This is a genomic window from Allobosea sp. P2_B12 (genome assembly GCF_056404835.1).
Genome location: NZ_JBFUDG010000003.1, coordinates 454,499 through 479,796, shown reverse-complemented (window position 1 = coordinate 479,796; position 25,298 = coordinate 454,499). Strand labels below are relative to the sequence as shown.

The window sequence follows — 25,298 nt, the reverse complement described above, 5'->3', positions numbered from 1 at the left end:
GGTCCGGATCACGGCAGCCGGGCTGGCTCGCCATGGCCTGCGTCGAGGCTGGTCCAGTAGCCCGGCCGATAGGGGACCGGCAGGAAACGCTCGGACAGCTCGCGAAGGGTCGCGTCAGGATCGAGATCGGCGAAGAGGTCCGGATGCAGCCATGTCGCAATGCGCTGCAGGGCCACGAACTGGTAGGGGTTGTTGTAGAACTGGTGCCAGATCGCATGGACCCGCCGGTTGGCGACCGCCGAAGAGTGCAGGAAGGCGGGGCGTTGCGTCAGCGCGGCGAGCTTGCTGCGTGCCAGCGCCATATCCGCTCCCGGCCCGAGCCCGACCCAGCCGCCGCCGGGCGCCAGCGCGCCGAAGCTCCCCCCGGTCACGATCAGCACCTCCGGATCGCGCGCGACGATCGCCTCGGGATTGACGGTTCCGAAGGTGCCGGAGAGCAGCTCCGAGCCGAGATTGCGACCGCCCGCGACCTCGACCATCCGGCCGAAATTCTCAGGGCCGAAGGTCAGGCAGCAATCTTCCGAATAGCCCGGGATCCGATCGACCATCACCAGCGGACGCTTCAGTTGCGGATTCTGAGCCAGTCGTCCGGTGACGCGTGCCATCTGCGCTGCGCGGAACGCAATCAATCGTTCCGCGACCTCCTCGCGTCCGAACAGCTTTCCCAGCAGGCGCAGCGAGGGCTCGATGTTCTCGAACGGGGCATGGCGAAAATCGATGTAGACCACCGCGATTCCGACGGAAGCCAGTTTTTCGACGAGCCGCGTTTCGTCGCTCGCCCGTTGCGCCTCGTAGTTGAGCAGGACGATGTCGGGCTTCAGGACGATGGCGGCTTCGGCGTCGAAGCCGCCGCCCGTCACGCTCCCGAATTTCGGCAACACCGCCGCCTGCGGGTAGAGCGCCACATAAGCGGCGTAGCTTTCCGGGTCGGCTTTCTCCAGATCGACGCCCCAACCGACCACCCGCGCGAACGGCGCCTCGCGATCAAGCGCGGCAACGGTATGGATCTGCCTGCCTTCCGCGAGCAAAACGCGCTGGACGGGAAGCGAGAGGTTGACGCTGCGGCCCTTGATGTCCGTCAGCGTCACCTGCTCGGCCCACGCAGGCATCAGGCTGGCGAGCATCGCCAGTGCCGCGAAGAATCCCGCAATCCATTTCATCCGTCCCAGCATCAAGTGCCGTCTCACAGGTCGACCGACATGGACAGGCGGTAGGTCCGCGGCGAGCCGAGATAGAAGGTGCCGAAGGATGCCACGCTCGACCAGTATTTCTCGCCCGTGACGTTCTGAACCGCAGCGCGGAAGGTCGTCTTGCGGCCGGCGATCTCGGTGGCGTAGCGCGCACCGATGTCGATGCGCGCCCAGTCGGGCAGGGATTGGGTGTTGGCGGCGTCGATGTACTGCTTGCCGGTATAGACCAGCGTGCCGGTCAGCGTGAGACCCTTGAGCCAGGGCACATCCCATTCGGCGCCGAGATTGAATTGGGTGGACGGCACGCCGATCGGGGTGTTGCCGCGATTGGCCACGACAGCCGTCTTGGTCAGCTCGCCGTCGAGCAGGGCAAGCCCGCCCAGAAGCCGCACCCCTGATGCGACTTCACCATAGATATTGAACTCCAGGCCACGAACCCGCTGCTCGCCGCCGACGACGAACAGATTGCCGTTGAGCTCTCCGCTCGGCTTGGTGATCTGAAAGCCGGCAAGCGTCGCGCCGAAGCTGCCATACTGCACCTTCACGCCGGCCTCGTACTGCTTCGTCCGGTAGGGGGCGAAGGTCTCTCCGGCATTGCTGGCGGTGGTCGGGGCGATATCGCCGCGGCTCAGCCCTTCGACGTAGTTGGCATAGAGCGACACGTTCTGGTGAGGCTTCAGGACGAGGCCGACCAGCGGCGTCGTGGCGCTCTCGTCATAGGACGAGGTGACGGCGCCGTTCACAGTCGAGTAATTGGTCGATTCGACGGATTGACGTCTCACGCCGAGCGTCAGAGCGATGCGCTCGTCCAGCACGGACAGCGTGTCGGCCAGCGCGATGCTGGTCAGGTCGCTATCCGAGAGCCGGATGCGGGGCGCGCGCGTCGCGAATTGCGGTGCGGTCAGCGCCGGAGCGTAGATGTTCGACGAGAAGGCTCGCCCGGTGGTCAGGGCCCGATCGGTTTCCTCACGATAATAGGATGCCTGGAAGGTCAGCGCATGCTTGACGAAGCCCGTATCGAAGCGGGCGCGGAAGCCCGCGTCGTAGCTCCGGCGATCGACCGTCAGATCGAAGTACTGCGGTGCCTGTGTGGTATCGCCTCTCGCATTGAGAATCGTGGGCAGGGGCGAATTGGCGAAGAAGCGGTTGCCCCGCGTCTGCGAGCCGCCGGCATTGGCAAACAGCGTCACATTGTCGGTGAGATCATATTCGTTCTTGATCAGCGCCGAGGTGTCGTCGACCTGTGAGAACTCCCAGGGCTGGATCATGTTGCGCGTACCATTCGGCGCCTTGGGAACCGCAATGCCCGGGCTCATCCTGTAGGGGCGTGAAGGCGCGTCCCAATTGTCGCGCTGGGCCAGGGCATAGACCCAGCTCCTGAAGCGCTCGCCCTGGTAGTCCAGAGCCAGCGAGCCGATGCCCGTGACATTGCGCTGCCCGTCGATCGCCGTATCGCCGCCGCGCAGGCTGCCGTTGACGCGCACGCCGAATTCGCGACCGGGGCCGTATCGGCGAGCCACGTCGAAGGTGGCTCCGCCATAGGCTTTCGAGGAGAATTCCGTTCCGACCCGTGTCAGATCCGCTCCGGCGCGCTTCGGGACGATGTTGATGACGCCGCCGACGCCGCCATTGGGTGCAATGCCTGTCAGCGCCGCTGCCGGACCCTTGAGGACCTCGATCCGCTCGATGTAATCGGTGAAGACCTTGTAGTTTGGCGCCACGCCGAACGCGCCGTCGAAGGCAAATTCGCCGCTGTTGCCCTCGCCGACCGGAAATCCCCGGATATTGAAGGATTCGACGATGCCGCCGGAGGGATGCGAGCTACGCACCGACGGATCGAGGATCAGCGCATCGCTCAATGTCGGCGCCTGCTGATTGCGGATGAACTCGTCCGTGTAGCTGGTGACGTTGAAGGGCGTGTTCAGCGTCTCCGCATTGCCGAGAAGACCAAGGCGCGCGCCCGTCGCGACCTGTCCGCCTGCGAAGGCCGGAGGAACGGAGCCGGGGTTTGCCGGCCCTTCGACGACGATGGCGTCGAGCTGGACCGTAGGACGTGGCTCCTGCGCCTGAACCGCAGCCGCCCCCAGGACCATCGCTGCGCCTGTCAGCGCCAGCTTGCGCAGGCCGAGGCCAGGCTCCGCGCACGCTTCGGTGCGGTCGAGAGGGGTGCGCTGAATCGTCATGCCTGTCTCCGTCAAGGAATACCCAGCCGATTCCGGCTGATATCGCGGAGATTTACTGTCAGGGCAAAATCAGAATGACAAATGTAAAATAGTATATCTTCCCAAGCGGCGGGAGCGATGTCGCAAAATTGCAACTCGTATATTATAATTACTATAAAGATGCGCAATCAGGGCGCGTGAAAATACCCCGATCCTTGCTGGAAGGCGCGGCTTCCTGCCGCTGCCGTGCTGCGCGTCGGGTTGGGCCCGTCCGCCCGCATTCGGTCGATGATGATTTTGAGAACCCTGCCTCTCAAAAGCAGAGGCAGACGATGCTTCAGGTTGCGAAACCGCGCAGCCGCGGCAGCAGCCAGTGCAGCGCGAAGGTCGGGAGCACCTTGATCGTGATCGCGTCACAGTCGTTGCGAAACGAATTGACGGCGTTGGCGATGTCGTTGAACGCCTCCTTGACGCTCAGGGCAAGGCGGCGGCCCGCATCGGTGATCTCCAGCCCGTTATGGTTGCGCAGAAAGAGCTGGGCGCCGAGCTGGTCCTCGAGGATCTTCACCTGGCGGCTGACCGCGCTCTCGCTGACGTTCAGGATCAGCGCCGCCTTCTTGATGCTGAACTGAGCTGCGGCGACTTCGAAGCAGCGAGTGCGTTGAGGGAGGGCGATCGTCTCGCCATGGCATCTGCCATTCCGAAATCGTGCCGCCGCGCCGGAGTGGTTGCGTTTCAGCTAGAGGCCCGCCGATCTGCGCCGGCGGGCCAGCAGCGACCCCTTTCAGGGCAGTGCCATAGGCCGGGCGGGTGAACGGCAGATCGGAGCGCTTGCCGATGATCGAGCGTAGGCGGCGGCCACGATAGGGCTCGCTTCACCGGAACTCGCGTCCCTTTTGCGGTAGCGAGATGGGTATATCTGCCTGAATTCAAGCTATTTCAGCGTTCCCAAAGCCTTGAGGCAGGGAAGGCTGGTGCTGCGAGAGAGGATTGAACTCTCGACCTCACCATTACCAATGGTGTGCTCTACCACTGAGCTACCGCAGCAGGAATTGAGCGTCCACGGCGGTTGGCAGTCGCCGGGAGGCGAAAGTCAGCGTGGCGTCGTTTCCGAAGCGGCGTCCTGATGCCACAAGCCCCTCGTGGACGCAACCCGTCTCGTCACTGGGCGTGAAACGATATGGGGATCGCGGCCTCGTCGCGGCCGGGGGCGCGTCCTTCGGGGAGGAGGTGCCGGCCTGGCAGCGTCAATCCGGCAACAGCAGGCGGGGGTCGATGCGGAACAGCCTGGTATCGCCGAGCAGATGGGCGCTGAAGCCCTCCTGCAGCAGCGGTCGGAAGGCGATGTCGCGCAGGTTCAGGCCGCCCGCATAGGCGCCCATGGCCGGCATGACGCAGCGCCGCGACGACAGGGCAAAGCAGCGCCGCCGCAGCGCCCGCCCGCGCATCCTGACCTTGGCGGCCGGGTGGAGATGGCCGGCGATCTCGAAGCCGGTCTCGCGCGCATCCGGCTCGTGGCGCAGGGTGACGCCGGCGAGGCTGAGCCTGTCGGTGGTGTCGCCGCCCATTGCCGCGCTGATCTGCGGATCATGGTTGCCGGTCACCCAGATCCAGTCGCGGCCTCTTTGCAGCAGGCGCAGCGCGGCGAGGTTTTCGGCGCTGATGCGCGCCTCCGCCTCGCGATCATGGAAGCTGTCGCCGAGCGCGATCACGCGCAGCGGGGCATGGCGCAGGATCGCCGCCGTCAGCGCCGCCAGCGTCGCGGCCGAATCATAGGGCGGCAGGAAGACGCCGCGCGCGGCATAGGCCGAGCCCTTTTCCAGATGCAGGTCGGCGACGACGAGGGTGCGCTCGTCGGGCAGCCAGAGCGCGCCGGAGAGATCGGGCACGACCGCAAGCCGCCCCAGCATGAAGGCCGGGCTTCCCGTCCTGCCTGCCGCTGCCGCCATTGCGTTCACGCCATCGCCTCCTCGATCAGCATCGCTTCCGCCTCCGCCAGAATCTCGTCCGCCGCCTCGCCGAAGACGGCCTCGCGCCCGATTTCGAGCATGACGGAGACGCTCAGCGGCGAAACGTGATCGAGCGGCTGATGCACGATATGGCCGCTGATTCGCGTCAGCATCTGACCAAGACGCTGGATGTCGAGCAAGCCCGTGGCGGCATCGGCGCGTGCGGCTTTCAGCAGCACATGCTCGGGCTCGTGCCGGCGCAGCACATCATAGACCAGATCGGTCGAGATCGTGACCTGCCGGCCGTTCTTCTCCTGGCCGGGGAAGCGCCGCTCGATCAGGCCGGCGATGACGGCGCAGGCGCGGAAGGTGCGCTTCATCAGCGCCGATTCCGCCAGCCACTCCTCGAGATCATCGCCGAGCATGTCCTGCGCGAACAGGTCGTCGAGGCTTAAGCTGTCCCGCGCGATCGCCGCGCTCATGTCGCCGAGCCCCCAGCAGGCGATGCCGTAGTCGTTGCAGACGAAGCCGAGCGGCCGCATCTTCGCCCGCTCCAGCCGCCGGGTCAGCAGCATGCCGAGCGTCTGGTGGGCGAGGCGGCCCTCGAAGGGATAGGCGACGAGATAAAAGCGCCCGCCGCGCGGAAAGGTCTCGACCAGCAGTTCGCCGGGCTTCGGCAGGCGCGATTTCAGGCGCTGGGCATGCAGCCAGGACGAGACCTCCTCGGGCAGGCTGTCCCACTCCTTCGGGCTCGCCAGCATGGCGCGCACGCGGGCGGCGAGGAAGGTCGAGAGCGGGAACTTGCCACCGGCATAGGAGGGGATCTTCGGGTCGGTGCCGGGCGCCGCGCGCGAGCAGACCGCCTCGTTTCCGGTGATGCCCTCGAAGCGCAGCACCTCGCCGGCGAAGATGAAGGTGTCGCCTGGCGTCATCGTCTCGGCGAAATACTCCTCGACCTCGCCGAGCACCCGCCCGCCGCGCGTGATCGTGCCGGGCTGGCCAGGCTTGCCCGCGCGCGCCCGGCCGAGCCGGACCTTCAGCATGGTCGATTCGACGATGGTGCCGACATTCATCCGGTATTGCTGGATCACCTTGGCGTTGCTGGCGCGCCAATGCCCGGCCTTGTCCTGCCGCAGCTTGGCGAAGCGCTCATAGCTGCGCAGCGCATAGCCGCCGGTCGCGACGAAGTTCACCACCGCGTCGAAATCCGCGCGCTCCAGCCCGGCATAGGGCGAGGCGGTACAGACCTCGTCATAGAGCGCGTCGGTGTCGAAACCGTCCGAACAGGCGACGCCGAGCACATGCTGCGCGAGCACGTCGAGCGCGCCGATGCGGGCATCGGCCGTGTCCTGCGCAGCTTCCGCGACCGCATCGAGCGCGGCGCGGCATTCCAGCAGCTCGAAGCGGTTGGACGGCACCAGCAGCGCCTGCGAGGGCTCGTCCATGCGGTGGTTCGAGCGGCCGATGCGCTGCATCAGCCGGCTCGCCCCCTTGGGCGCGCCGATATTGACGACGAGATCGACATCGCCCCAGTCGATGCCGAGATCGAGCGTCGCGGTGCAGACAACGGCCTTGAGCCGGCCATCGGCCATCGCAGCCTCGACCTTGCGGCGCTGCGCCACATCGAGCGAGCCGTGATGCAGCGCGATCGGCAAATTGTCGTCGTTGATGGTCCACAGCGCCTGGAAGGCGAACTCGGCCTGCATGCGCGTATTGACGAAGACCAGCGTCAGCTTGTGCGCCTTGATGGCCTCATAGACCGCGCCCATCGCATGGCCGGTGGTATGCCCGGCAAGCGGCAGGCGGGTGTCAGTCTGCAGGATGCCGATGCGCGCCGCAGCGCCGCCCGTGACGGTGACGAGCCCCGCCGGCGTCTCGGTTCCGCCGAGGAAACGCTGCAGATCGGCCGGCTCGCGCACCGTCGCCGAGAGCCCCACCGCACTGACCTGCGGCGCCAGGCTGCGCAGCCGCGCCAGATCGAGCGAGAGCAGATCGCCGCGCTTCGAGATCACCAGTGCATGCAGCTCGTCGAGCACGATGTGCCGCAGATTCGCGAAGAAAAGCGCGGCATCGCGATGCGAGACCAGCAGGGCGAGCTGTTCCGGCGTGGTCAGCAGGATATCGGGCGGGCGCTGGATCTGGCGCGTGCGCTTGGCCGCCGAGGTGTCGCCGGTGCGGGTCTCGACGGTGACGGCCAGCCCCATCTCGCGGATCGGCGTCTCCAGATTGCGGGCGATATCGACGGCGAGCGCCTTCAGCGGCGAGATGTAGAGCGTGTGCAGCCCCTCGCGCTTGGCCGCACGCTCCGAGAGCTCGACCAGCGAGGGCAGGAAGCCGGCGAGCGTCTTGCCGGCCCCGGTCGGGGCGACCAGCAGCGTCGAGCGCCCGGCCCGCGCCTCGTCCAGCAGCGCGAGCTGATGCGCACGCGCGCTCCAGCCTCGGCTTGCGAACCAGTTGTCGAAGGCGGGCGGGAGCGGGGAGGGCGCGGCCATGCGTTCGAGAGATAAGGCGTGACGTGTGAGAACGAAAGGGGAATGAAGACATTCGCCGGATGGATGTCCGGGCCTCAAGGCGACTGTCCCGAGCGCGTTGCCGCTCCATCCGGCCTCATGTCACAATCTTACGTCAGGCTGGCCGGTGGAACGCGGCGCGGGCGAGAGTGTTCTCCGTGCATGCAGCTCCGCCGATCTGCCTCCAGGAGCGAAGGGAAACGCCATGACCATAGCCAAGAACACGATCTGCGTGTGGTACGATAAGGAGGCCGAGGCTGCCGCCCGGTTCTACGCCGAGACATTTCCGGATAGCTCTGTCGGTGCAATCCACCGGGCGCCCGGCGACTATCCCTCCGGCAAGGAAGGTGACGTCCTGACCGTCGAATTCACCGTCGCCGGCATTCCCTGCATCGGTCTCAATGGCGGACCGATCTTCAAGCACAACGAAGCTTTCTCGTTCCAGATCGCTACCGACGATCAGGCTGAGACCGACCGCTACTGGGATGCCATCGTCGGCAATGGCGGGCAGGAAAGCGCCTGCGGCTGGTGCAAGGACAAATGGGGCGTCAACTGGCAGATCACGCCGCGCGTGCTGACCGAAGCCCTGGCTGTCGGCGGCGACGAGGCCAAGCGCGCCTTCGCCGCGATGATGGACATGCAGAAGATCGACGTCGCCGCGATCGAGGCTGCCCGGCGCGGCTGAGGATCAGTCGGCATCGGCTGACCAGCTTAGCCCCGCTCCGCCACGACCAGCAGCCCCGGAACGGGCAGGTCGCGATCCTGCCGCGTGCTGGCGGGCTCCAGCAGTACCGGTCGAAGCCCCGCCTCCTTCAGCCTCTGCCGCAGCCAGCCCTCCGCATGCGCGAACCGCCGATCCGCCCCGACGACGACGCCCTCGCCGGCATGGCTTTGCACCGTGAAGGCGAAGAGCCCGCCTCGCCTCAGCACGCGCGCGCTCTGGGCGAAGCTGGGCGCGAGCTCGCCGAGATAGACGAAGACGTCGGCCGCGACGACGAGATCAGCGCTGGCGTCGGGCCGGCTCGACAGGAAGGCGGTCAGCCCCGCTACTGCCAGCTTATCGTAGAGCGGGGTGCCATCTTGTTGCAGCTTCACCCGCGCCCGCTCGATCATGCGCGGCGAGAGATCGCAACCGGCGAGGAAGCCGGTCTCGGCCCGTATCGCCTCGCCCATCAGCCCGGTGCCGCAGCCGAGATCGAACACGGCGTCGAACCGGAAGGGCCGGCCGGCGTTGTCGCAGATGCGGGTCAGCGCGGCCCGCAACAGGGCGGGGGCGTTATAGTGCAGGGCCTGGGTCAGATGGCTGTCGAAGCGCTCGGCATAAGTGTCGAACAGCGTGCCGGAAAAGTTCTCGGAGGTGGCGTCCTCCGCCGACATCGCGCCGATGCGGGCGAGGTCGAGCCTTGCGCCGAAATGGTCGTTGGGGTCGAGCTGGAGGCATTGCCGCCAGGCGGTCGCGGCCTCCTCGTTGCGGCCGAGCGTCTCCTGCGCCAGCCCGTAGAGATGCCAGGCGGCGGTGAAGTGGTAGGCCTCGGCGAGCGTCTGGTCGAGGATCTCGACGCAAGCCTTCGCATCGCCCTCCTTCAGCGCGGCTTCCGCCCAAGCGTAGCGGCGGTCGAGCGTCAGGTCGCCGGAACTGGCGGAATGCGCGGTGGAGCCCTGTTCGATCATGCGCGTCGGTCTATCTGAGGAGTATGACACTGGCCAGACCGCGCCCGCTCAAGACGATGCGCCCATCCGAACTGCTGATCCCGACGGCGGCGGGTTTGTGGTGCCCGCCGGCTGACATCTATATCGACCCCGTCCGGCCGGTGGACCGGGCGCTGATCACCCATGGCCATTCCGACCATGCCCGCGCCGGCCATGGCGCCGTACTGGCGACGCGCGAAACGCTCGCGATCATGGCGCTGCGCTATGGCGAGGGCTTCACGGGCACGCGGCAGGAGGCGGTGCCCGGAGAGACGACGCGGATCGGTCCGGTCGATTTCACCTTCGTGCCCGCCGGCCATGTCCTCGGTTCCGCTCAGATCGTGGTCGAATCCGGGGGGCTGCGTATCGTCGTCTCCGGCGACTACAAGCGCGAGCGCGATCCGACCTGCGCAAGGTTCGAGCCGGTGTCCTGCGACATCTTCATCACCGAGGCGACCTTCGGCCTGCCGGTGTTCCGGCACCCGCCGGCACATGCCGAGGTTGGCAAGCTGCTGGAATCGGTGCGGGTCTTTCCCGAGCGGACCCATATCGTCGGCGCCTATTCGCTGGGCAAGGCGCAGCGCGTGATGGCCCTGATCCGAGAGGCCGGCTACGAGCGCCCGCTCTATGTCCATGGCGCGATGGAGAAGCTGACGGATTTCTATCTGTCGGAAGGGGCCGTGCTCGGCGAAATCCGCAAGGTCGCGGCCACTGACCGCAAGACGCTGGGCGGCGAGATCGTGCTCTGCCCGCCAAGTGCGATCCAGGACCTATGGGCGCGCAAATTCCCCGATCCCGTCACCAGCTTCGCCTCTGGCTGGATGCGGATCAGGGCGCGTGCCCGGCAGAAGGGCGTCGAACTGCCGCTGATCATCTCCGACCATGCCGATTGGGACGATCTTCAGGCGACGATCCGCGAGACCGGCGCCGGCGAGATCTGGGTCACCCATGGCGAGGCCGAAGCGCTGGTGCACTGGTGCGGCACGGTCGGCCTCAAGGCCAAGCCGCTGCATCTCGTCGGCTATGGCGACGAGGGCGAGGCGGAACCGACGGGGGCAGAATTGGCAGGAGAAAGCGCCGATGCCGCGGTTGTCTAAGCCCGCGTTATTTGCTCTGCGCCATGACGGGACGCCCGGCGGTCGTCAGCGAGACGAGGCCAGCTGCCATGTCGCGGGCGAGGCAGTCATAGCCGGCATCGCTCATATGGAAGCTGTCGGGAGCGAGCGCGGCGGTGAAGGCCTGCGCATCCGAGCCGTGCCATTCCCGCATCGTGTCGTAGCGCGTGAACACCGGCACGTTCTGGCCCTTCGCGACCTCGCCGATCGCATCGACGTAAGTGCGGTAGCGGGCCGGCTCACGGATGCCCGGAAAATACTGCGGATCGAGCAAGGCAAGGCTCATCCCGGCCTGCCGCACGATCGAGACCCCGTCTTCCACCATCGCCTTGAAGGCGGCGAGGTCGCCGCCGGTGACGGCGTCATTGGTGCCGACCTGCCAGATCACCAGATCATAGCGCCGCTCGGTCACGGCCCGCTTCAGGCGGGCCAGCGTCTGGGGGGCGATTTCGCCGCCGATGCCGGCATTCGCCACATTGATCTGGACGCGCGGCCAAGCTGCGCCGAGCAGGGCCTGCAGGCGCGCCGGATAGGTCCTGTCCTTGGCCGAGGCGCCGATGCCCTCGGTCGAGGAGGAGCCGATGGCGAGGATTTCGAGCTTTCCGCCGGCCGCTATGCGCGGCGCGAGCGTGGCGAGCTTGTCGGTCGCGCGCACGATCGGGGTCTCGCGGCAGATGAACGGGCCCGCCTGGGCCGCTCCTGCCGAGATCGCCGCAACAATGAGATTCAAGGCCAGAAAACGCAAAGGCAGGAACCGCATCGTGCCGCGCATCAATGTCCATCCTCGGATCAGGTTCTCATCGGTAACAATTCCTTGATGAACGGTAACTGAATGACGCGGTGCAGCAGGACGATACCGGCGACGCACGGCCCCGGCCGGGAGGCACGGCCATGAACCGTTTCGCCTGGCTGCTCGACCGCCTCGCCTATGAGCCGCGCCGCAACGCCAAGCTCGCGCTGATCGCCGATTATCTGCGCACCACGCCCGATCCCGATCGCGGATTGGCTCTGGCGGCGATGACCGGCGGGCTCGTCTTCGCCAACGCCAAGGCCGGCCTGATCCGCGCGCTGATCGCAGAGCGCACCGATCCGGTGCTGTTCGCACTGTCCTACGACTATGTCGGCGATCTCTCGGAGACGGTCGCGCTGATGTGGGGCTCGACGCAGAACCCCTCCCCCTCGTGGAGAGGGGCAGGGGTGGGAGGCGTCCCGCCTGGTGAGCGCTCCCCAGGGGGGACGCCTCCTCTCTCCATCTCTCCCCCACCAGGGGGGAGAGATGAGCACGCACCGGCCACCACCGAGCCCGGCCACAACCGCCCGCCACTGACCCTTCCCGATGTCGTCTCCGGCCTGCGCAACGCCGGCAAGACCGATCTGCCGCGCCTCGTCGCCTCCTGGCTCGATGCGCTCGACGAGACCGGGCGCTGGGCGCTGCTCAAGCTGATCACTGGCTCCTTGCGCATCGGAGTGTCCGCGCGCCTCGCCAAGACCGCCGCCGCCAGCCTCGGCGGCGTTGCGCCCGATGAGGTCGAGCAGGTCTGGCACGGTCTGGAGCCGCCTTACGAGGCGCTCTTCGCGTGGCTGGAAGGGCGCGGCCCGCGGCCGGAGGCGACCGATCCGGCGCCGTTCCGGCCGGTGATGCTGTCTCATCCGATCGAGGATGGCGATTTCGAGAAGATGGAGCCGGCGGACTTCCAGGCCGAGTGGAAATGGGACGGCATCCGGGTCCAGGCCGTCAGCGGCACGCGGCCCGACGGCACGCGCGTCACAAGGCTATTCTCGCGGACGGGCGAGGACATCGCAGCCTCCTTCCCCGATGTCGTCGAGGCGCTGCTGCTGGATGGGGCGATCGATGGCGAATTGCTGGTTCGGCGCGAGGAGACGGTCCAGAGCTTCAACACCCTCCAGCAACGGCTCAACCGCAAAAGCGTGACCGCGAAGATGCTGGTCGAATACCCCGCCCATATCCGCGCCTATGACCTGCTGGTCGATGGCGATGAGGATCTGCGCGGCCTGCCGCTGTCGGAGCGCCGCAAGCGCCTCGAGGCCTTCGTCGCAAGGCTGGCGAGCCCGATCGTCGATCTCTCGCCGCCGATCGCGTTCTCGAACTGGGAGGAGCTTGCTGCCGCCCGGGCCGATCCGGTCGCGGCCGGCGCGGGTGCAGACGCCGAGGCTGTCGAGGGCTGCATGATCAAGCGGCTCGAATCGCTTTATCTGCCGGGGCGTCCCAAGGGCCATTGGTGGAAATGGAAGCGCGAGGCCAGGCTCGTCGATTGCGTGCTGATGTATGCCCAGCGCGGCCACGGCAAGCGCTCCTCCTTCTATTCGGACTTTACCTTCGGCGTCTGGCGCGTTGGCGAGGAGGGGGCGGACGAGTTGGTGCCAGTCGGAAAGGCCTATTTCGGCTTCACCGACGAGGAACTGCTCGAACTCGATCGCTATGTCCGCAAGCACACGCTGAACCGCTTCGGGCCGGTGCGCGAGGTGACGCACAACGCGCAAAGCGGGCTCGTCTTCGAGGTCGCCTTCGAGGGGCTGCAGCGCTCGACGCGCCACAAATCCGGCCTCGCCATGCGCTTTCCCCGCATCAGCCGCATCCGCTGGGACAAGCCGCCTGGAGAGGCCGACCGCATCGAGGCGCTGGAAGTTCTGCTGCCGTCAACGGGCTGAAAGGCCCGGTTTCGCCGTTTGTCGGATTTGCTCCCCGGCGCGGGATGGTTCACAGCCTTCCAGGCTAGCTGCGATGCAGCATCGCCGCCACGCTTGAGATCATGGCCCCGTCTGGGGCAGGATACGGGCGCACACTGGGGATCGGTTCCAATGAAACGGCAACCTTCGACGCGGATCGTGATCGCGGATGACCATCCGCTCTTTCGGGGCGCGCTCCGGCAGGCCGTCTCCACGGCGCTCGAAGGCGCCGATGTCAGCGAGGTCGGCTCGTTGGAAGCACTGACCGAGGCGCTGGACACCGGCGGCGACGCCGATCTCGTTCTGCTCGATCTGACCATGCCCGGCGTGCAGGGCTTCTCCGGGCTGCTCTTCCTGCGCGCCGATCATCCCGAGGTGCCGGTCATCGTCGTCTCCGCCAATGACGAGCCCAGCGTGATCCGCCGCTGCATCGAGTTCGGCGCGCTCGGTTTCCTGCCCAAGACCGCCGATGTCGAGCAGATGGGCGAGGCGATCCGCGCCGTGCTCGAAGGTAGCGTCTGGACCCCGCCCGGCATCGATCTCAACGCGCCCGTCGATGCCGAGACAGCCACCATGGTCCGCAATCTCTCGACGTTGACGCCGCAGCAGGTGCGCGTGCTGATGATGCTGTCGGAAGGGCTTTTGAACAAGCAGATCGCCTATGAACTCGGTGTCTCGGAAGCGACCGTGAAGGCCCATGTCTCGGCCATCCTGACCAAGCTCGACGTCGACAGCCGGACGCAGGCCGTCATCGCCGCCGCCAAGATCGCCGGCACGGCCTGGGCCTCGACCGGAGCCTCCGCCACTTTGTGAGGCGAAAGACCTCATCGCTTGACCGGCCGTTCAGCCCTGGTTCAAGCGCGCGGGGCTCTGATGAATGCGTATCGGGGATAGATCAGTCATGGCCAACGGCAGCAGTATCGAACGTTTTCTCGGCGGCTCGCCGCTCGCCGTGGTGGTGCGCCTGCTCTTCATCTCGCTGCTGGTCGGCGCGGCCATGGCCTTTCTCGGCCTGTCGCCGCGCGCGCTTTACGAGACAGCGGCCCGCTTCGTGCGCTCCCTCGGCGATATGGGCTTCGGCGCGGTGCGCGAAGTTGGCCAATGGGTCATCGCCGGTGCGCTGCTCGTGGTGCCGATCTGGCTCCTGGCCCGGCTCTTCGCCGCGCGGCGCTGAGCGCTACAGCGTCTCGCCACGCGCGATCGCGGCCGCATCGCGCCCGACCAGCGCACTGAGCCTCGGCAGCCCGGCCTTGCGCGCCTCGACTGCCAATCCCGCCTTGACCGTCGTCACCAGTGACGGCCCCCGGAACACCATCGCCGAATAGAACTGCACGAGATCGGCGCCAGCCCGGATCTTGGCGAAGGCGCTCGCGGCCGAATCGATCCCGCCGACGCCGATTAGCGGGAACTGGCGTTCGACCCGCAGGAAGGTCTCGGCCAGCAGCTTCGTCGAGGCCGTGAAGAGCGGCTTGCCGGACAGCCCGCCAGTCTCGTTCTTGGCCGGGCTGCGCAGGCTGTCGGCCCTGGCGATCGTGGTGTTGGAGACGATCATGCCGTCGATGCCGCGCCGGCGCGCCACCGCGACCATGCCGTCGAGCTCGGGCAAGGTCAGGTCGGGCGCGATCTTGAGCAGCATCGGCGTGCGCCGGCCGCCGGCTGCGACCTCGTCGCGCGCCTCGATCGCCCGTGCGATCAGGTCGTCCAGCGCCGATTCCGCCTGCAGGTCGCGCAGGCCCGGGGTGTTGGGCGAGGACACGTTGACCGTCAGGAAGTCGGTGACATCGGCGAGCCGGCGCGTCAGTACGGCATAATCGGCGGCGCGATCGGCCGATTCCTTGTTGGCGCCGAGATTGACGCCGACGATGCCGCCACGCGCGCGCCGTGCCGCCAGACGCTGGGCCACGACCTCCATGCCGTCGCTGTTGAGGCCGTAGCGGTTGATCACCGCCGCGTCCTCGATCAGCCGAAACACGCGCGGCCTGGGGTTGCCGGGCTGGGGCAGGGGGGTCACGCCGCCGACCTCGATGAAGCCGAAACCGAGGCCAAGCGCGCCGTCGACCGCTTCGGCATGCTTGTCGAAACCCGCCGCGAGCCCGACCGGATTGGCGAAGGACAGCCCGAAGGCCTCGGTGGCGAGCACCGGATCATCGGGGGCGGGCCGCAGCGACGGCGCGGCGGCGAGCGCCGCGACCGTCAGGCGATGCGCGGTCTCGGCATCCATCCGGTGGATCAGCGGCCGGGCGAGATTGAACAGGGAGCCGATCACGCGATGTCCTCCGGAATGATGTGCCGCCCGTCTGGATCCTGCGGCAGAGGCGCCACCCAGCGCACAGCCTTGGGGTCAAGCGCGGCATAGAGATGCGGGAACAGCGCGCCGCCGCGCGAGGGCTCATAGCGCAGCGCCTCACCCAGTGTCGCGTCGTCGATTGCGATCAGCAGCAGCCCCTGCTGGCCGGCGAAGTGCTTGGCCGCGGTTTCGCGGAGCTGCACGCCCGTCGAGAAATGGATGTAGCCGTCCGTGAGGTCGATTGGGGCGCCGGCAAAGCGCCCGGCGGCCTCGGCATCGCGCCACAGGGTCTCGGGGCAGATCTTGTAGATGAGCGGCACGAAAAACCTCGGCGAACGGGACGACCGACGGCATAGCGTTTGTCAGGAGGGCTGGGCAATTTTTATCCGCATCATGGCGGAAATCAGATTGAAATCTTATCGGATAGGGGATATTTCCTATCTTTGTCCCCGATAACCGGCAACATCCCCTGCGAGGCCTCCGCGGTGCTGTCCCACGACCAGATCTGGAGTGCGATCGACGCGCTCGCCCAGCGCTATGGTTTCACCGCCTCGGGGCTGGCACGCAAAGCCGGCCTCGACGCCACCACCTTCAACCGTTCGAAGCGGATCGGGCCGGACGGGCGCGAGCGCTGGCCCTCGACCGAATCGATCGCCAAGATCCTCCAGGCCACGGGCGCGTCCCTCGACGAGTTCATGAGCGTGGTGATGCGGCGCGGCGCCGCGCCTGCCCGCACCATCCCGCTGATCGGCTTCGCTCAGGCGGGCTCCGGCGGCTTCTTCGACGATGGCGGTTTCCCGGTCGGTACCGGCTGGGAGGAGGTCGCCTTTCCCGGCGTCGCCGACGAGAAGGCCTATGCGCTGGAGATATCCGGCGATTCGATGCTGCCGCTTTATCGGGATGGCGATACCATCATCGTTTCGCCGACGGCGACCGTCCGTCGCGGCGACCGTGTCGTGGTCAAGACCGTCGAGGGCGAGGTACTGGCCAAACAGCTCAAGCGCCAGACGGCGAAGACGGTCGAACTGGCCTCGCTCAATCCCGACCATGCCGATCGCAGTTTGAATCTCTCCGAGATCGCCTTCATGGCCCGGGTCATCTGGGCGAGCCAGTAAGCAGGTTTTTTCGAATTATGCCGCTACCTGGCGCCGCCCTGGCAGCGTGACCTTAAATACTGCGCCGGTATCCGAAGGTTCGAGCGCGATCGTGCCGCCATGCAGCCGCACCAGTTCCGCCGCGACGGCAAGCCCCAGCCCGGTGCCTCCGGGCGTGACCGAGCCGCGAAAGGCCTGGAACAGGTTCGCCCGCGCCCGCTCCGGAACGCCGGGGCCGTTATCGGCGACGCGCAGGATGACCGAGCCATTGTCGCGCTCTGCCCTGACGGCGAGCATGGGCCGCCCGTCATTGTCGGCCCCGGCCTGGGTCAGGGCCTGCACCGAATTGCGCATCAGGTTGAGCAGGACGCGCGCCATCTGGTCGGGATCGCAGGGCGCGATCATCTCGGTGGGGACCTCGTTGCTGAAGGTCAGCAGGGCAGCCTCGGCCAAGCCGAGCATGTCGGCCTGCTCGGCCACGAGCTGGCGTAAAGCCACATCCTTCAGCACCGGCGTCGCCTCGGCGGCGCGGCCATAGGCGAGCGTCGCCTGGCAGAAATCGATGGCGCGGCCGAGCGTTGCGATCAGCCGCGGCGCGAAGCGCTTGATCTTGGCGTCGCGCGTATCGACGAGCCGGTCCGACATCAACTGCGCCGCCGCCAGCATGTTGCGCAGATCATGATTGATCTTGCTGACGGCGAGGCCGAGTTCGGCGAGGTGCTTCTTGGTGCGCAATTCGCCGGCAAGCGTCATCTGCATGCGCGCCAGCGCGCGCTGCGCCTCGCCGATCTCGTCGGCCCGCTGCGTCGGATCGATGATCCGATGCGGGTTTTCAGGGTCGGCCTCGAATTCCATGACATTGGCGGCGAGTTGGCGGATCGGCCCGACGATCATCCAGTTGAGCGCGACATAGACCGCGACCGCCGTCAGCCCCGAGATCAGCAGCGACAGCAGCAGCAGATTGGTCGAGAACTTCAGCATTGCCCGCCGCAGCGGCCCCTCGTCGATGACGAGCTCGACGAAGTCAGCGCCGCCGACCGCCTCGCCAATCACCCGGATCGGCATGTTCGCCGGCGGCAGCACCAGGGTTTCCAGCGCCTCGCCGATCGCGCCGATCCAGCCGAGGCTACGCAGGTCGACGGTGCGGGAGACGGCGGCAGGCGGCATCGAATCAAGGCTGAGCAGGCGGCGCGCGCCACCGACACGCGCCGCGATGGCGCGGGCGCCGACGCCCATCAGCAGGCGGTTCTCGCTGCCTTCCGGCAGGCCGTCCTGCGGTGCGCCCTCCAGCACCAGCACGGCGATCTGCGCCGCCGCCAGCCGGTCATTCAGCCAGTTGCGCCGGAAATTGGCGACCGACGGCAGGTAGATCAGCACTTCCGCCAGCATTACGAACAGAACCGTCAGGACGAGCAGCTTGGCCGAGAGCCCGAGCCGCGTTAGGCCCCGCGGCAGGCTGATTGAAAGCTGGTCCCTGTCAGGTTCATATGGATGCATCGAACTGAGCTTAGCCGAAACGGCGCAGGAAGCCGATAAGGCGGCGCAGGCCGGGCTTTGCCGCCAGCGGCATGAGAAACGAGGTCGCCGCCCGCTTCGAGACCTCGGACAGGGTCGGATACGGCATCATCAATTCCGCCATCTCCGTGGCGTTCATGCCGGTCTTCAGCGCCAGCGCCCAGGTCGCGATCAGATCGCCCGCCCGCGCCCCGACGATCGTGACGCCGAGAACGCGGCCCTTGGTGTCGGTCACGAGCTTGACGAAGCCGTCGGTCTCACGCTCGGCTTGGGCGCGCTCGCTCTCGGCATAGGGCCAGCGCAGCACGCGGATGGCGCCGGCCTTGGCGCGCGCCTGCTCCTCGGACAGGCCGAGGCTCGCAAGCTCCGGCTGGGTTTGCGTGACGCGGGGCACGGCCGTCGCATCGAACCGGCCGCGCTGGCGAAACAGCGCATGACGCAGCACCAGCCGGGCATGCTCCTCGGCGACCTGCCCGCCGCCCATACCGCTGGCCAAGCCGCCGGCACAATCGCCGATGGCATAGACACGGGCGTTCGTGCTGCGCAGCAGCCGGTCGACGCGAATGCCGCCCGCATCGCCGACGATGCCGGCAAGCTCGAGGTCGAGCGTCTCGATCGCGGGCGTCCGGCCGGTCGCAAGCAGGAGATGCGTGCCCTCGATGATCTGCTCGGCGCCATCGGCCCCGGCGATGGCGAGCCGCACGCCGCCCCGGATGGATTGTGCCCGCAGCACCTGGACCTGCTCATGCAGGATCACGCCTTCGCGCAGCAGCGCCCGGCGCAGGATCGCGACCGCCTCGGGATCGTCGCGCCCGAGCAGGCTGGCGGATTCGACGAGCGTGACCTGGCTGCCGAGCCGGGCCATCGCCTGCGCGATCGCGACGCCTGTTGCGCCGCCGCCGAGCACGATCAGGCGGTCGGGCCGCCGCGTCGCGCTTGCCAGGCTCGCATCGGTCAGGAAGGGGATGGTCTCCAGCCCTGGGATCGGTGGCGCAACGATTCGCGCGCCTGTCGCGATCACGAAGCGGCGGGCCTTGATCGTCTGCTCGCCGGCCGAAAGCGTGCTGCGGCTGACGAAACGGGCCTCGCCCGCGATCAAGCTGGCGCCGAGTGCCGTCATGCGTTCGGCCGAGGCGTTGGGCGCGGCCGCCGCGAGCACACGCTGGACATGGTCGTGAAGCTGCGCGTCGTTGACCTCGGGCTCGATTGTCGCGATGCCGAAGCGCCGGGCGTCGCGGATGGCCTGCGCGCGGGCGCCCGCGGCCGCGAGGGCCATCACGGCGTTGCTGCCGGTATCGCCGCCCATCCGGTCGCGCTCGACGATAACGACCGAGACCCCGAAGGCCGCCGCGGCCGTCGCAACCGCAAGCCCGGCTGTGCCGGCGCCAATCACGCAGAGGTCCGGCGTCAGCGCCGCAGGCTTCGCCGCCGATGCCGTGCCCTCGCTCACGCCGCTCCTCCCGTCCTGCAAGACCATAGCGCAGCGTCAGACCAGTCTGACGAGCCGGTCCATGGCGAGACCCGGCTGTCGGGCGAGATCATGCTGCCTCCCGGGGCTGCTGACGGATTCCAAGGACGCAGATGCGTTGCTCGATGAGCGGAATCAAGGCCGCATCAGCCGTAACACGGATTGGAGGCGCCGACTCAAGGCCGGTACTTCGGCGCCGGCTGACCTTGCCCGCCGCCCTGCCGCGCCGCCCTCAGGCGACGTTGCGGTCTTTCCGCGGCAGGAAATTCGCCAGTGGCTCCGGCCTGCCGAAGAGATAGCCCTGGGCCCGCTGAGCGCCGAGAAGCTGCACGGCGATACGCTGCTGCTCGGTTTCAATGCCCTCGACGACGACGTTCATCGAGAGGCGGCGCGCGAGCTGGCAGACCGCCTCGATGATCGCCTTCGAGGCTTCGCTGGAATGAACGGTGCGGGTGAAGCTCTGGTCGATCTTCACCTGCGCGAAGGGATAGGTCGAGAGATAGGCGAGCGAGGAATAGCCCGTACCGAAATCGTCCAGGGCGAAGGTCACGCCCAGCGTCCGCAATTCGTCGATCACGCCGAGCGTCGTCTTGTTGTCCTCGATCAGCAGCGATTCGGTGACCTCGAGCGTCAGCCTGCGCGAGTTGAGCCCGGACGAGATCAGCGCGTCCTTCACCGTCTCGACGATGCGGCGCGGCTCGCGGAACTGCAGCGGCGAGATGTTGACGGATACGCCGACATGGCTTTCCCAGGAGGCGGCGTCCTTGCAGGCCTGGCGGATCGCCCAGTCGCCGATCGCGGCGATAAGCCCGGATTGCTCCGCTATGGGAATGAACAAGCCGGCCGAGACCATGCCGCGCGTCGGATGCTTCCAGCGCATCAGCGCCTCGCGCGAGACGATCTCCCCGGTCCGCAGATCGAGGATCGGCTGGTAGTACAGCTCCAGCGAGCCGTCCTCGCAGGCCTTGCGCAGATCGACCTCGATCTCGTGGCGCTCGAGCATCTCCTCGGCCATGGCCGGGTTGAAGAACATCAGCGTGTTGCGGCCGGCGGCCTTGGCCTTGTAGAGCGCGGTATCGGCATGGCGCAGCAGGTCGGCCGGCATCGCGCCATCATGCGGCGCCATCGCGATGCCGATGCTGGCCGTGACGTAGACTGTCTTGTTGTCGAGGACGAAGGCCTTGGACATCGCGTCGATCATGCGCTGCGCGATCATGGTGACGGTAGCGTGGTTCGCAGCCGGCAGGATCAGCAGGAATTCGTCGCCGCCGAAGCGGGCCAGGAGGTCGCTGCCCCGGATAGCGCCGCGCAGGCGATTGGCGGTCTCCACCAGCACGCGGTCGCCGAGATCATGGCCGAGATTGTCGTTGATCTGCTTGAAGCCGTCGAGATCGACATAGAGCAGTGCGAAGGACTCGCCGGTCCGCTCCAGCCGGCCGAAGGCCTCTGCAATGTTGCTGTTGTATTCGAAGCGGTTGGCGAGCCCGGTCAGCTCGTCGAAGCGCGCCATCTGCTCGATGCGCGCCTCCGTGGCTTTCCGGCTGGTCGCATCCTCGGTCGACATCAGAACGCCGCCTTCGGCCGCGGGCGCGAAGGTGACGACGAGAGTGCGGCCGGCTCGCGTCTGGATTTCCCGGCTCGTGGTGTGCTGGGTTCTCTGGATCTCGACGAGCGCCTCCCTGAGGTCGCGCAGCTGCTCCGCGCGGACGACCTGCCGCTCGACCAGGAAACGCCCGATCGCGGTGATCGGCGTGCCCGGCAGGGCCAGCGTCTCGGGCAGTCCGTAAAGCGCCTGGTGAGGTGCGTTGCTGACGGCGAGCTTGAGGTCGCGGTCAAACATCGCCAGCCCATGGATCATGGTGTTCAGGGCGGCGTCGAGGGTCAGGTTCTGGGAGTGCAGGGCCGACGCCAGCGCCTTCGACTGCTTGGTCGCGTCGCTGAGGGCCAGCAGGTTGCGATGGATCGAGTTCGTGATGGCGATGTTGGCCGCCACATACAGGAAGGCGAAATAGCCGATATAGTGATAATAGACATTGTGGGCCTGGATCAGGCCGATCGCCATCGGCACGCAGAAGGTCAGCAACTGGACCGCGACGAATTTCGGCCGGCCGGCATTGCGCGAGACATAGCCGGACGCGATCGCGATCGTCGAGGCGACCGAGGTGATATGGGCGGCCGGATCGTCCGTATACACGAGTGCGGCGTAGCAACTGTAGCCGAGTACGGCGCTGAAGGCGGTCGCGCCCAGGAAATAATCCCGGTCCCAGCGCCTTGTCTCGGCATAGCCGTCGTTGGAATGGTCATGCCGGTGATAAGAGACGAAATTCGCCAGCCGCAGCAGGACGATGGCGGTGACCATCAGGGTCAGTTGCAGGAACAGGTCGAGGCCTGTCGAAATCCAGCACAGGAACGGCGTCAGGATGCCGGCCACGCCGCCGGGAATGATCGAGGCGGGCGACGAGAACAGCGAACTGACCAGCAGCGCATAGCCGGGCAGGTCGAAACCCTCGCCCGGATCGTGCGCTCTGGCGTTCCACAGTCGCTTGAGCGCGCCCGCCATCAAATCCCGTCCCAGGGGCTGCCGGGAGCGCCTGCTCGCCGCACCCGCGTTTCCTGTCGTTTGGGGGATTTAAGGGCTGAGAGGTAAATGTTTCGTGTTTGGAGGACCTTTCCGCGTGGAAGAGGCGGCCGCGCGGCGCTCAGACGCCCAGCCGCTGAACGGCGGGCGCGGGCCGCTGGTAGACCCGCGCGAGCATCCTGTCCTGCGTCTGCGCGATCCGCTGCAGCTTCGAGATCGCACTGGGATTAAGCCGCAGCATGCAGTCGGTCCAGATCTGGCCGAGATGTTCGAGCTCCTCCTTCAGATCCCCCGCGCGGCGGTTGAAGGCCGAGAACAGCGCGGTCTTGGCGGCATGCATGGGCAGCGAGTCGCTCGCATATTTGCGGATCCAGGCCTCGCCGGTTCCCGTCGGCACGACAGCTTCGAGCCCGCCCGCCTCGAGGAATTCCTGGGCGCTCATCTCCTCGCCCGACAGAAGCATCGCCTCGGCAGCGCGCGGACCCATGCGGCGCGACAGGATCGCGACCGCCGTGATCGGGAAATGGTTGAACTTGATCTCGGGGTAGACGAACGAGGCCTGCTCCTCGGCAATCATGATGTTGCATGAGCGCGGCGCATCGATGCCTCCGCCGATCGCCTTGGCGTGGATCGTCGACAGCGTCACGACGAGGCCGTTCAGGCCGCTGGCGTTCATCACCGCTCCGGCGCTCGAAAGCCGGGCATATTCGGCCAGCGCCGCGCGATCGTTCTTGGCCAGGCAGTCGAGATAGAAATCGAGATCGCCGCCGAGCGTGAAGAATGGGCCGGTTCCCCGGAAGGCAAGAAAACGCACCGGCGCGCGATGATACTGCTCGGGAGCGCCCCAGAGCGCCATGATCGCGTTCTGGATTTTGACCAGGCTGTCGAGCAGCTGCAGCGTGAAAACGGGCTTCAGTTCGGGGCGGATCGTCACCCAGAGGGTCTTGATCTCCGGCTCATAGGACAGCTGGGTCTCGGGCAGGAAGCCGGCCTCGTGGCGGATCGCGTCGATCACTTCGCAGTGTTCGAGCACTGTCGGTGCCGAAACATCCATGACCGAAGCAAATGACTGAAACATGCCGCTGACCCCCAAGTTGCCGTGCATCGAGAGCGATGCTCACAAGGTATCCGAAGTTAACAAACTGTAAACGAAATCCCATGGAAATGGTTAATTTCGTTAAGCTTTGTTCCCTAACGTTACGTCCTCATCCTCGCCCTGTATCAAGATGGATCGACGCAAGGGCGATGCTTGTCCCGCACGCAAGCCGCGTGCCTTGCCCCGGCTCGCATCTGCTTGCGCCAGATCGCCGAATGGACGCCGCAGCACGCCGGCGACAGCCTGGCTTCCGCATCATGACGTCAGTGCGCGACGATGCTGTGCCGCGCTGGCACGCGCCTCTGTCCTCATGCGACGGCGGCGCCTTGCCCGCTGTGCTTGTCCAAATCAATGCATGCAGCTAACGATGCGCCGCGATTTCGCCGCGATCCGAGCGTTGAACCCCGGTACCGAGTTGATGCCGTGAACCGCCAGACAGCCGCAGACGACGAGAAGAGGGCGCGCCTTGCCGCCGCCCTTCGGGAGAACCTGAAGCGCCGCAAGGCACAGGCCCGGGCTCGCCGCGCGGAAGAGGCGCCCGCGCAGGAGCCGGCACCGCAAACCCAGGCCGACCCCGACCGGTCCTGACTTAAACGTTTCCCATGCGCCGCCGGCTTCCCGCCGGCCGGCTTAGCAGGACCTGACGATGGACAAGATCCGCATCACCGGCGGCCAGCGCCTCAATGGCGCGATTCCGATCTCGGGCGCGAAGAACGCGGCTTTGCCGCTGATGATCGCGAGCCTGCTCACGGATGAGACCCTGACGCTGGCCAATGTGCCGCGCCTCTCCGATGTCAGCGCGCTCTCGCGCATCCTGTCGAACCAGGGTGTCGACCGGACCGTCGCCGGCAAGCGCATCGGCCAGTCGGCCGAGACCGGCCAGACGATCTCGCTGACCGCCCGCCAGATCGTCGATACCTGCGCGCCCTACGAACTCGTCTCGACCATGCGCGCCAGCTTCTGGGTGATCGCGCCGATCCTGGCCCGCATGGGCGAGGCCAAGGTCTCGCTGCCCGGCGGCTGCGCCATCGGCACGCGCCCGGTGGATCTGCTGCTGATGGCGCTGGAGAAACTCGGCGCCGAGATCGAGATCGAGAACGGCTACGCTCTCGCCCGCGCCCCCAAGGGCCTCAAGGGCGCCGAAATCGTCTTCCCTAAGGTCACGGTCGGCGGCACCCACACGGCGCTGATGGCGGCCGTGCTGGCGCAGGGCACGACCGTGATCGAGAACGCGGCGCGCGAGCCCGAGGTCGTCGATCTCGCCGCCTGCCTGTCCAAGATGGGCGCCAGGATCGAGGGCGCCGGCACGAGCCGGATCGTCGTCACCGGTGTTGCGCGCCTCGGCGGCGCGCATCATACCGTGCTGCCCGACCGCATCGAGACTGGCACCTACGCCATGGCGGTGGCGATGACCGGCGGTGACGTGCTGCTGGAAGGCGCTCGGCCCGACCTGCTGCAGTCGGCGCTCGACGTTCTGGTCAAGGCTGGCGCCGAGGTCAGCTCGACCAATGAGGGCATTCGTGTCCGCCGCAACGGCCAGCCGCTGGAATCCGTCGATGTCGACACCGACCCGTTCCCCGGCTTCCCGACCGATCTCCAGGCCCAGTTCATGGCGCTGATGACGAAGGCCAAGGGCACCTCGCGCATCCGCGAGACCATCTTCGAGAACCGCTTCATGCATGTGCAGGAGCTGGCGCGGCTCGGCGCGAAGATCCGGCTCGAGGGCGATGCCGCCCATGTCGAGGGCGTCGCCAAGCTCACCGGCGCGCCCGTTATGGCAACCGATCTGCGTGCTTCGGTCTCGCTCGTCATCGGCGGCCTCGCGGCCGAGGGCGAGACGATGATCAACCGCGTCTACCATCTCGATCGCGGTTTCGAGGCGCTGGAGGCCAAGCTGACGCGCTGTGGCGCGCAGGTCGAGCGCATCACCGGTTGACGTATCTCGGCGGCACCGCCA

General features: G+C 67.0%; 20 protein-coding genes and 1 tRNA gene. 7 read left to right on the top strand and 14 right to left on the bottom strand.

Annotated elements, in window-relative coordinates:
* Nucleotides 1-8: 8 nt before the first annotated feature.
* The 6 genes from AC1DYU_RS11085 to AC1DYU_RS11060 all read right to left on the bottom strand — a co-directional run bounded on the left by AC1DYU_RS11085 (nt 9) and on the right by AC1DYU_RS11060 (nt 7,793).
* A complete protein-coding gene (locus AC1DYU_RS11085) occupies nt 9-1,160 on the bottom strand; it encodes an ABC transporter substrate-binding protein (protein WP_476791751.1) in 1,152 nt (383 codons plus the stop codon).
* Between the two features lie 23 nt (nt 1,161-1,183).
* Nucleotides 1,184-3,373, bottom strand: coding sequence for a TonB-dependent receptor (locus tag AC1DYU_RS11080; RefSeq protein WP_476791649.1), 2,190 nt, complete (start codon nt 3,371-3,373; stop codon nt 1,184-1,186).
* Nucleotides 3,374-3,689: 316 nt separating this feature from the next.
* Nucleotides 3,690-4,028, bottom strand: a complete 339-nt coding sequence (locus AC1DYU_RS11075; protein WP_476791750.1) for a LysR family transcriptional regulator — start codon at nt 4,026-4,028, stop codon at nt 3,690-3,692.
* Between the two features lie 296 nt (nt 4,029-4,324).
* Nucleotides 4,325-4,399, bottom strand: a tRNA-Thr gene (locus tag AC1DYU_RS11070).
* Nucleotides 4,400-4,599: 200 nt separating this feature from the next.
* A complete protein-coding gene (gene pdeM, locus AC1DYU_RS11065; RefSeq protein ID WP_476791749.1) occupies nt 4,600-5,301 on the bottom strand; it encodes a ligase-associated DNA damage response endonuclease PdeM in 702 nt (233 codons plus the stop codon).
* A 5-nt stretch (nt 5,302-5,306) separates the two neighbouring features.
* Nucleotides 5,307-7,793, bottom strand: coding sequence for a ligase-associated DNA damage response DEXH box helicase (locus AC1DYU_RS11060; RefSeq protein WP_476791648.1), 2,487 nt, complete (start codon nt 7,791-7,793; stop codon nt 5,307-5,309).
* 229 nt (nt 7,794-8,022) lie between these two features.
* On the opposite strand from AC1DYU_RS11060, the gene AC1DYU_RS11055 reads away from it, so the two are divergent.
* The gene (locus AC1DYU_RS11055) at nt 8,023-8,496 is read left to right on the top strand and encodes a VOC family protein (protein WP_476791748.1); all 474 of its coding nucleotides are present in this window, start codon (nt 8,023-8,025) and stop codon (nt 8,494-8,496) included.
* Nucleotides 8,497-8,522: 26 nt separating this feature from the next.
* Here AC1DYU_RS11055 and AC1DYU_RS11050 read toward each other — a convergent pair whose 3' ends face one another.
* Nucleotides 8,523-9,482, bottom strand: a complete 960-nt coding sequence (locus AC1DYU_RS11050) for a class I SAM-dependent DNA methyltransferase (protein ID WP_476791647.1) — start codon at nt 9,480-9,482, stop codon at nt 8,523-8,525.
* Nucleotides 9,483-9,505: 23 nt separating this feature from the next.
* Between AC1DYU_RS11050 and AC1DYU_RS11045 the strand changes: the two genes are divergently transcribed.
* Entirely contained in the window at nt 9,506-10,597 is a 1,092-nt protein-coding gene (locus AC1DYU_RS11045; RefSeq protein ID WP_476791646.1) for a ligase-associated DNA damage response exonuclease, read from the top strand.
* A gap of 7 nt (nt 10,598-10,604) precedes the next feature.
* On the opposite strand, the gene AC1DYU_RS11040 is transcribed toward AC1DYU_RS11045, so the two are convergent.
* Nucleotides 10,605-11,387 (bottom strand): SGNH/GDSL hydrolase family protein, encoded by a 783-nt coding sequence (locus AC1DYU_RS11040; protein WP_476791645.1) that lies wholly within the window; start codon nt 11,385-11,387, stop codon nt 10,605-10,607.
* Nucleotides 11,388-11,506: 119 nt separating this feature from the next.
* Here AC1DYU_RS11040 and AC1DYU_RS11035 point away from each other — a divergent pair, with 119 nt between their 5' ends.
* From AC1DYU_RS11035 to AC1DYU_RS11025, 3 genes are all read left to right on the top strand, one after another.
* Nucleotides 11,507-13,285, top strand: a complete 1,779-nt coding sequence (locus tag AC1DYU_RS11035) for a cisplatin damage response ATP-dependent DNA ligase (RefSeq protein ID WP_476791644.1) — start codon at nt 11,507-11,509, stop codon at nt 13,283-13,285.
* A 150-nt stretch (nt 13,286-13,435) separates the two neighbouring features.
* Nucleotides 13,436-14,116 carry a response regulator gene (locus AC1DYU_RS11030; protein ID WP_476791643.1) on the top strand — a complete coding sequence of 227 codons (681 nt, stop codon included), beginning with the start codon at nt 13,436-13,438 and terminating at the stop codon, nt 14,114-14,116.
* Nucleotides 14,117-14,204: 88 nt separating this feature from the next.
* The gene (locus AC1DYU_RS11025) at nt 14,205-14,477 is read left to right on the top strand and encodes a DUF6460 domain-containing protein (protein ID WP_476791642.1); all 273 of its coding nucleotides are present in this window, start codon (nt 14,205-14,207) and stop codon (nt 14,475-14,477) included.
* 3 nt (nt 14,478-14,480) lie between these two features.
* Here AC1DYU_RS11025 and AC1DYU_RS11020 read toward each other — a convergent pair whose 3' ends face one another.
* On the bottom strand, nt 14,481-15,569 hold the full coding sequence (locus AC1DYU_RS11020; protein ID WP_476791641.1) for a quinone-dependent dihydroorotate dehydrogenase: 1,089 nt from the start codon (nt 15,567-15,569) through the stop codon (nt 14,481-14,483).
* Nucleotides 15,566-15,910 carry a DUF952 domain-containing protein gene (locus AC1DYU_RS11015; protein ID WP_158485627.1) on the bottom strand — a complete coding sequence of 115 codons (345 nt, stop codon included), beginning with the start codon at nt 15,908-15,910 and terminating at the stop codon, nt 15,566-15,568. The genes AC1DYU_RS11020 and AC1DYU_RS11015 overlap by 4 nt, the downstream gene beginning before the upstream one ends.
* Before the next feature lie 165 nt (nt 15,911-16,075).
* Here AC1DYU_RS11015 and AC1DYU_RS11010 point away from each other — a divergent pair, with 165 nt between their 5' ends.
* Nucleotides 16,076-16,705, top strand: a complete 630-nt coding sequence (locus tag AC1DYU_RS11010) for a S24 family peptidase (RefSeq protein ID WP_158485706.1) — start codon at nt 16,076-16,078, stop codon at nt 16,703-16,705.
* Nucleotides 16,706-16,720: 15 nt separating this feature from the next.
* Here the strand turns inward: AC1DYU_RS11010 and AC1DYU_RS11005 are convergent, their stop codons facing one another.
* The 4 genes from AC1DYU_RS11005 to AC1DYU_RS10990 all read right to left on the bottom strand — a co-directional run bounded on the left by AC1DYU_RS11005 (nt 16,721) and on the right by AC1DYU_RS10990 (nt 23,323).
* Complete coding sequence (locus AC1DYU_RS11005) at nt 16,721-18,181, bottom strand: sensor histidine kinase (RefSeq protein ID WP_158485628.1); 1,461 nt, start codon at nt 18,179-18,181, stop codon at nt 16,721-16,723.
* Between the two features lie 10 nt (nt 18,182-18,191).
* Nucleotides 18,192-19,649 (bottom strand): dihydrolipoyl dehydrogenase family protein, encoded by a 1,458-nt coding sequence (locus tag AC1DYU_RS11000; RefSeq protein ID WP_476791640.1) that lies wholly within the window; start codon nt 19,647-19,649, stop codon nt 18,192-18,194.
* Nucleotides 19,650-19,899: 250 nt separating this feature from the next.
* A complete protein-coding gene (locus tag AC1DYU_RS10995; RefSeq protein WP_476791639.1) occupies nt 19,900-22,227 on the bottom strand; it encodes a putative bifunctional diguanylate cyclase/phosphodiesterase in 2,328 nt (775 codons plus the stop codon).
* Nucleotides 22,228-22,366: 139 nt separating this feature from the next.
* Nucleotides 22,367-23,323: an enoyl-CoA hydratase-related protein gene (locus AC1DYU_RS10990; protein WP_476791638.1), complete on the bottom strand. Its 957-nt coding sequence runs from the start codon at nt 23,321-23,323 to the stop codon at nt 22,367-22,369.
* 664 nt (nt 23,324-23,987) lie between these two features.
* On the opposite strand from AC1DYU_RS10990, the gene murA reads away from it, so the two are divergent.
* The gene (gene murA / locus AC1DYU_RS10985) at nt 23,988-25,277 is read left to right on the top strand and encodes a UDP-N-acetylglucosamine 1-carboxyvinyltransferase (RefSeq protein ID WP_476791637.1); all 1,290 of its coding nucleotides are present in this window, start codon (nt 23,988-23,990) and stop codon (nt 25,275-25,277) included.
* Nucleotides 25,278-25,298: the final 21 nt, after the last annotated feature.

Excerpts from the sequence above, each read along its gene's own strand:
- AC1DYU_RS11085 (WP_476791751.1), bottom strand. The coding sequence starts at position 1,160 with ATGAAATGGATTGCGGGATTCTTCGCGGCACTGGCGATGCTCGCCAGC.
- AC1DYU_RS11080 (WP_476791649.1), bottom strand. The coding sequence starts at position 3,373 with ATGACGATTCAGCGCACCCCTCTCGACCGCACCGAAGCGTGCGCGGAG.
- pdeM (WP_476791749.1), bottom strand. The coding sequence starts at position 5,301 with ATGGCGGCAGCGGCAGGCAGGACGGGAAGCCCGGCCTTCATGCTGGGG.
- AC1DYU_RS11060 (WP_476791648.1), bottom strand. The coding sequence starts at position 7,793 with ATGGCCGCGCCCTCCCCGCTCCCGCCCGCCTTCGACAACTGGTTCGCA.
- AC1DYU_RS11050 (WP_476791647.1), bottom strand. The coding sequence starts at position 9,482 with ATGATCGAACAGGGCTCCACCGCGCATTCCGCCAGTTCCGGCGACCTG.
- AC1DYU_RS11045 (WP_476791646.1), top strand. The coding sequence starts at position 9,506 with ATGACACTGGCCAGACCGCGCCCGCTCAAGACGATGCGCCCATCCGAA.
- AC1DYU_RS11040 (WP_476791645.1), bottom strand. The coding sequence starts at position 11,387 with ATGCGCGGCACGATGCGGTTCCTGCCTTTGCGTTTTCTGGCCTTGAAT.
- AC1DYU_RS11035 (WP_476791644.1), top strand. The coding sequence starts at position 11,507 with ATGAACCGTTTCGCCTGGCTGCTCGACCGCCTCGCCTATGAGCCGCGC.
- AC1DYU_RS11030 (WP_476791643.1), top strand. The coding sequence starts at position 13,436 with ATGAAACGGCAACCTTCGACGCGGATCGTGATCGCGGATGACCATCCG.
- AC1DYU_RS11025 (WP_476791642.1), top strand. The coding sequence starts at position 14,205 with ATGGCCAACGGCAGCAGTATCGAACGTTTTCTCGGCGGCTCGCCGCTC.
- AC1DYU_RS11005 (WP_158485628.1), bottom strand. The coding sequence starts at position 18,181 with ATGCATCCATATGAACCTGACAGGGACCAGCTTTCAATCAGCCTGCCG.
- AC1DYU_RS10995 (WP_476791639.1), bottom strand. The coding sequence starts at position 22,227 with ATGGCGGGCGCGCTCAAGCGACTGTGGAACGCCAGAGCGCACGATCCG.
- AC1DYU_RS10990 (WP_476791638.1), bottom strand. The coding sequence starts at position 23,323 with ATGTTTCAGTCATTTGCTTCGGTCATGGATGTTTCGGCACCGACAGTG.
- murA (WP_476791637.1), top strand. The coding sequence starts at position 23,988 with ATGGACAAGATCCGCATCACCGGCGGCCAGCGCCTCAATGGCGCGATT.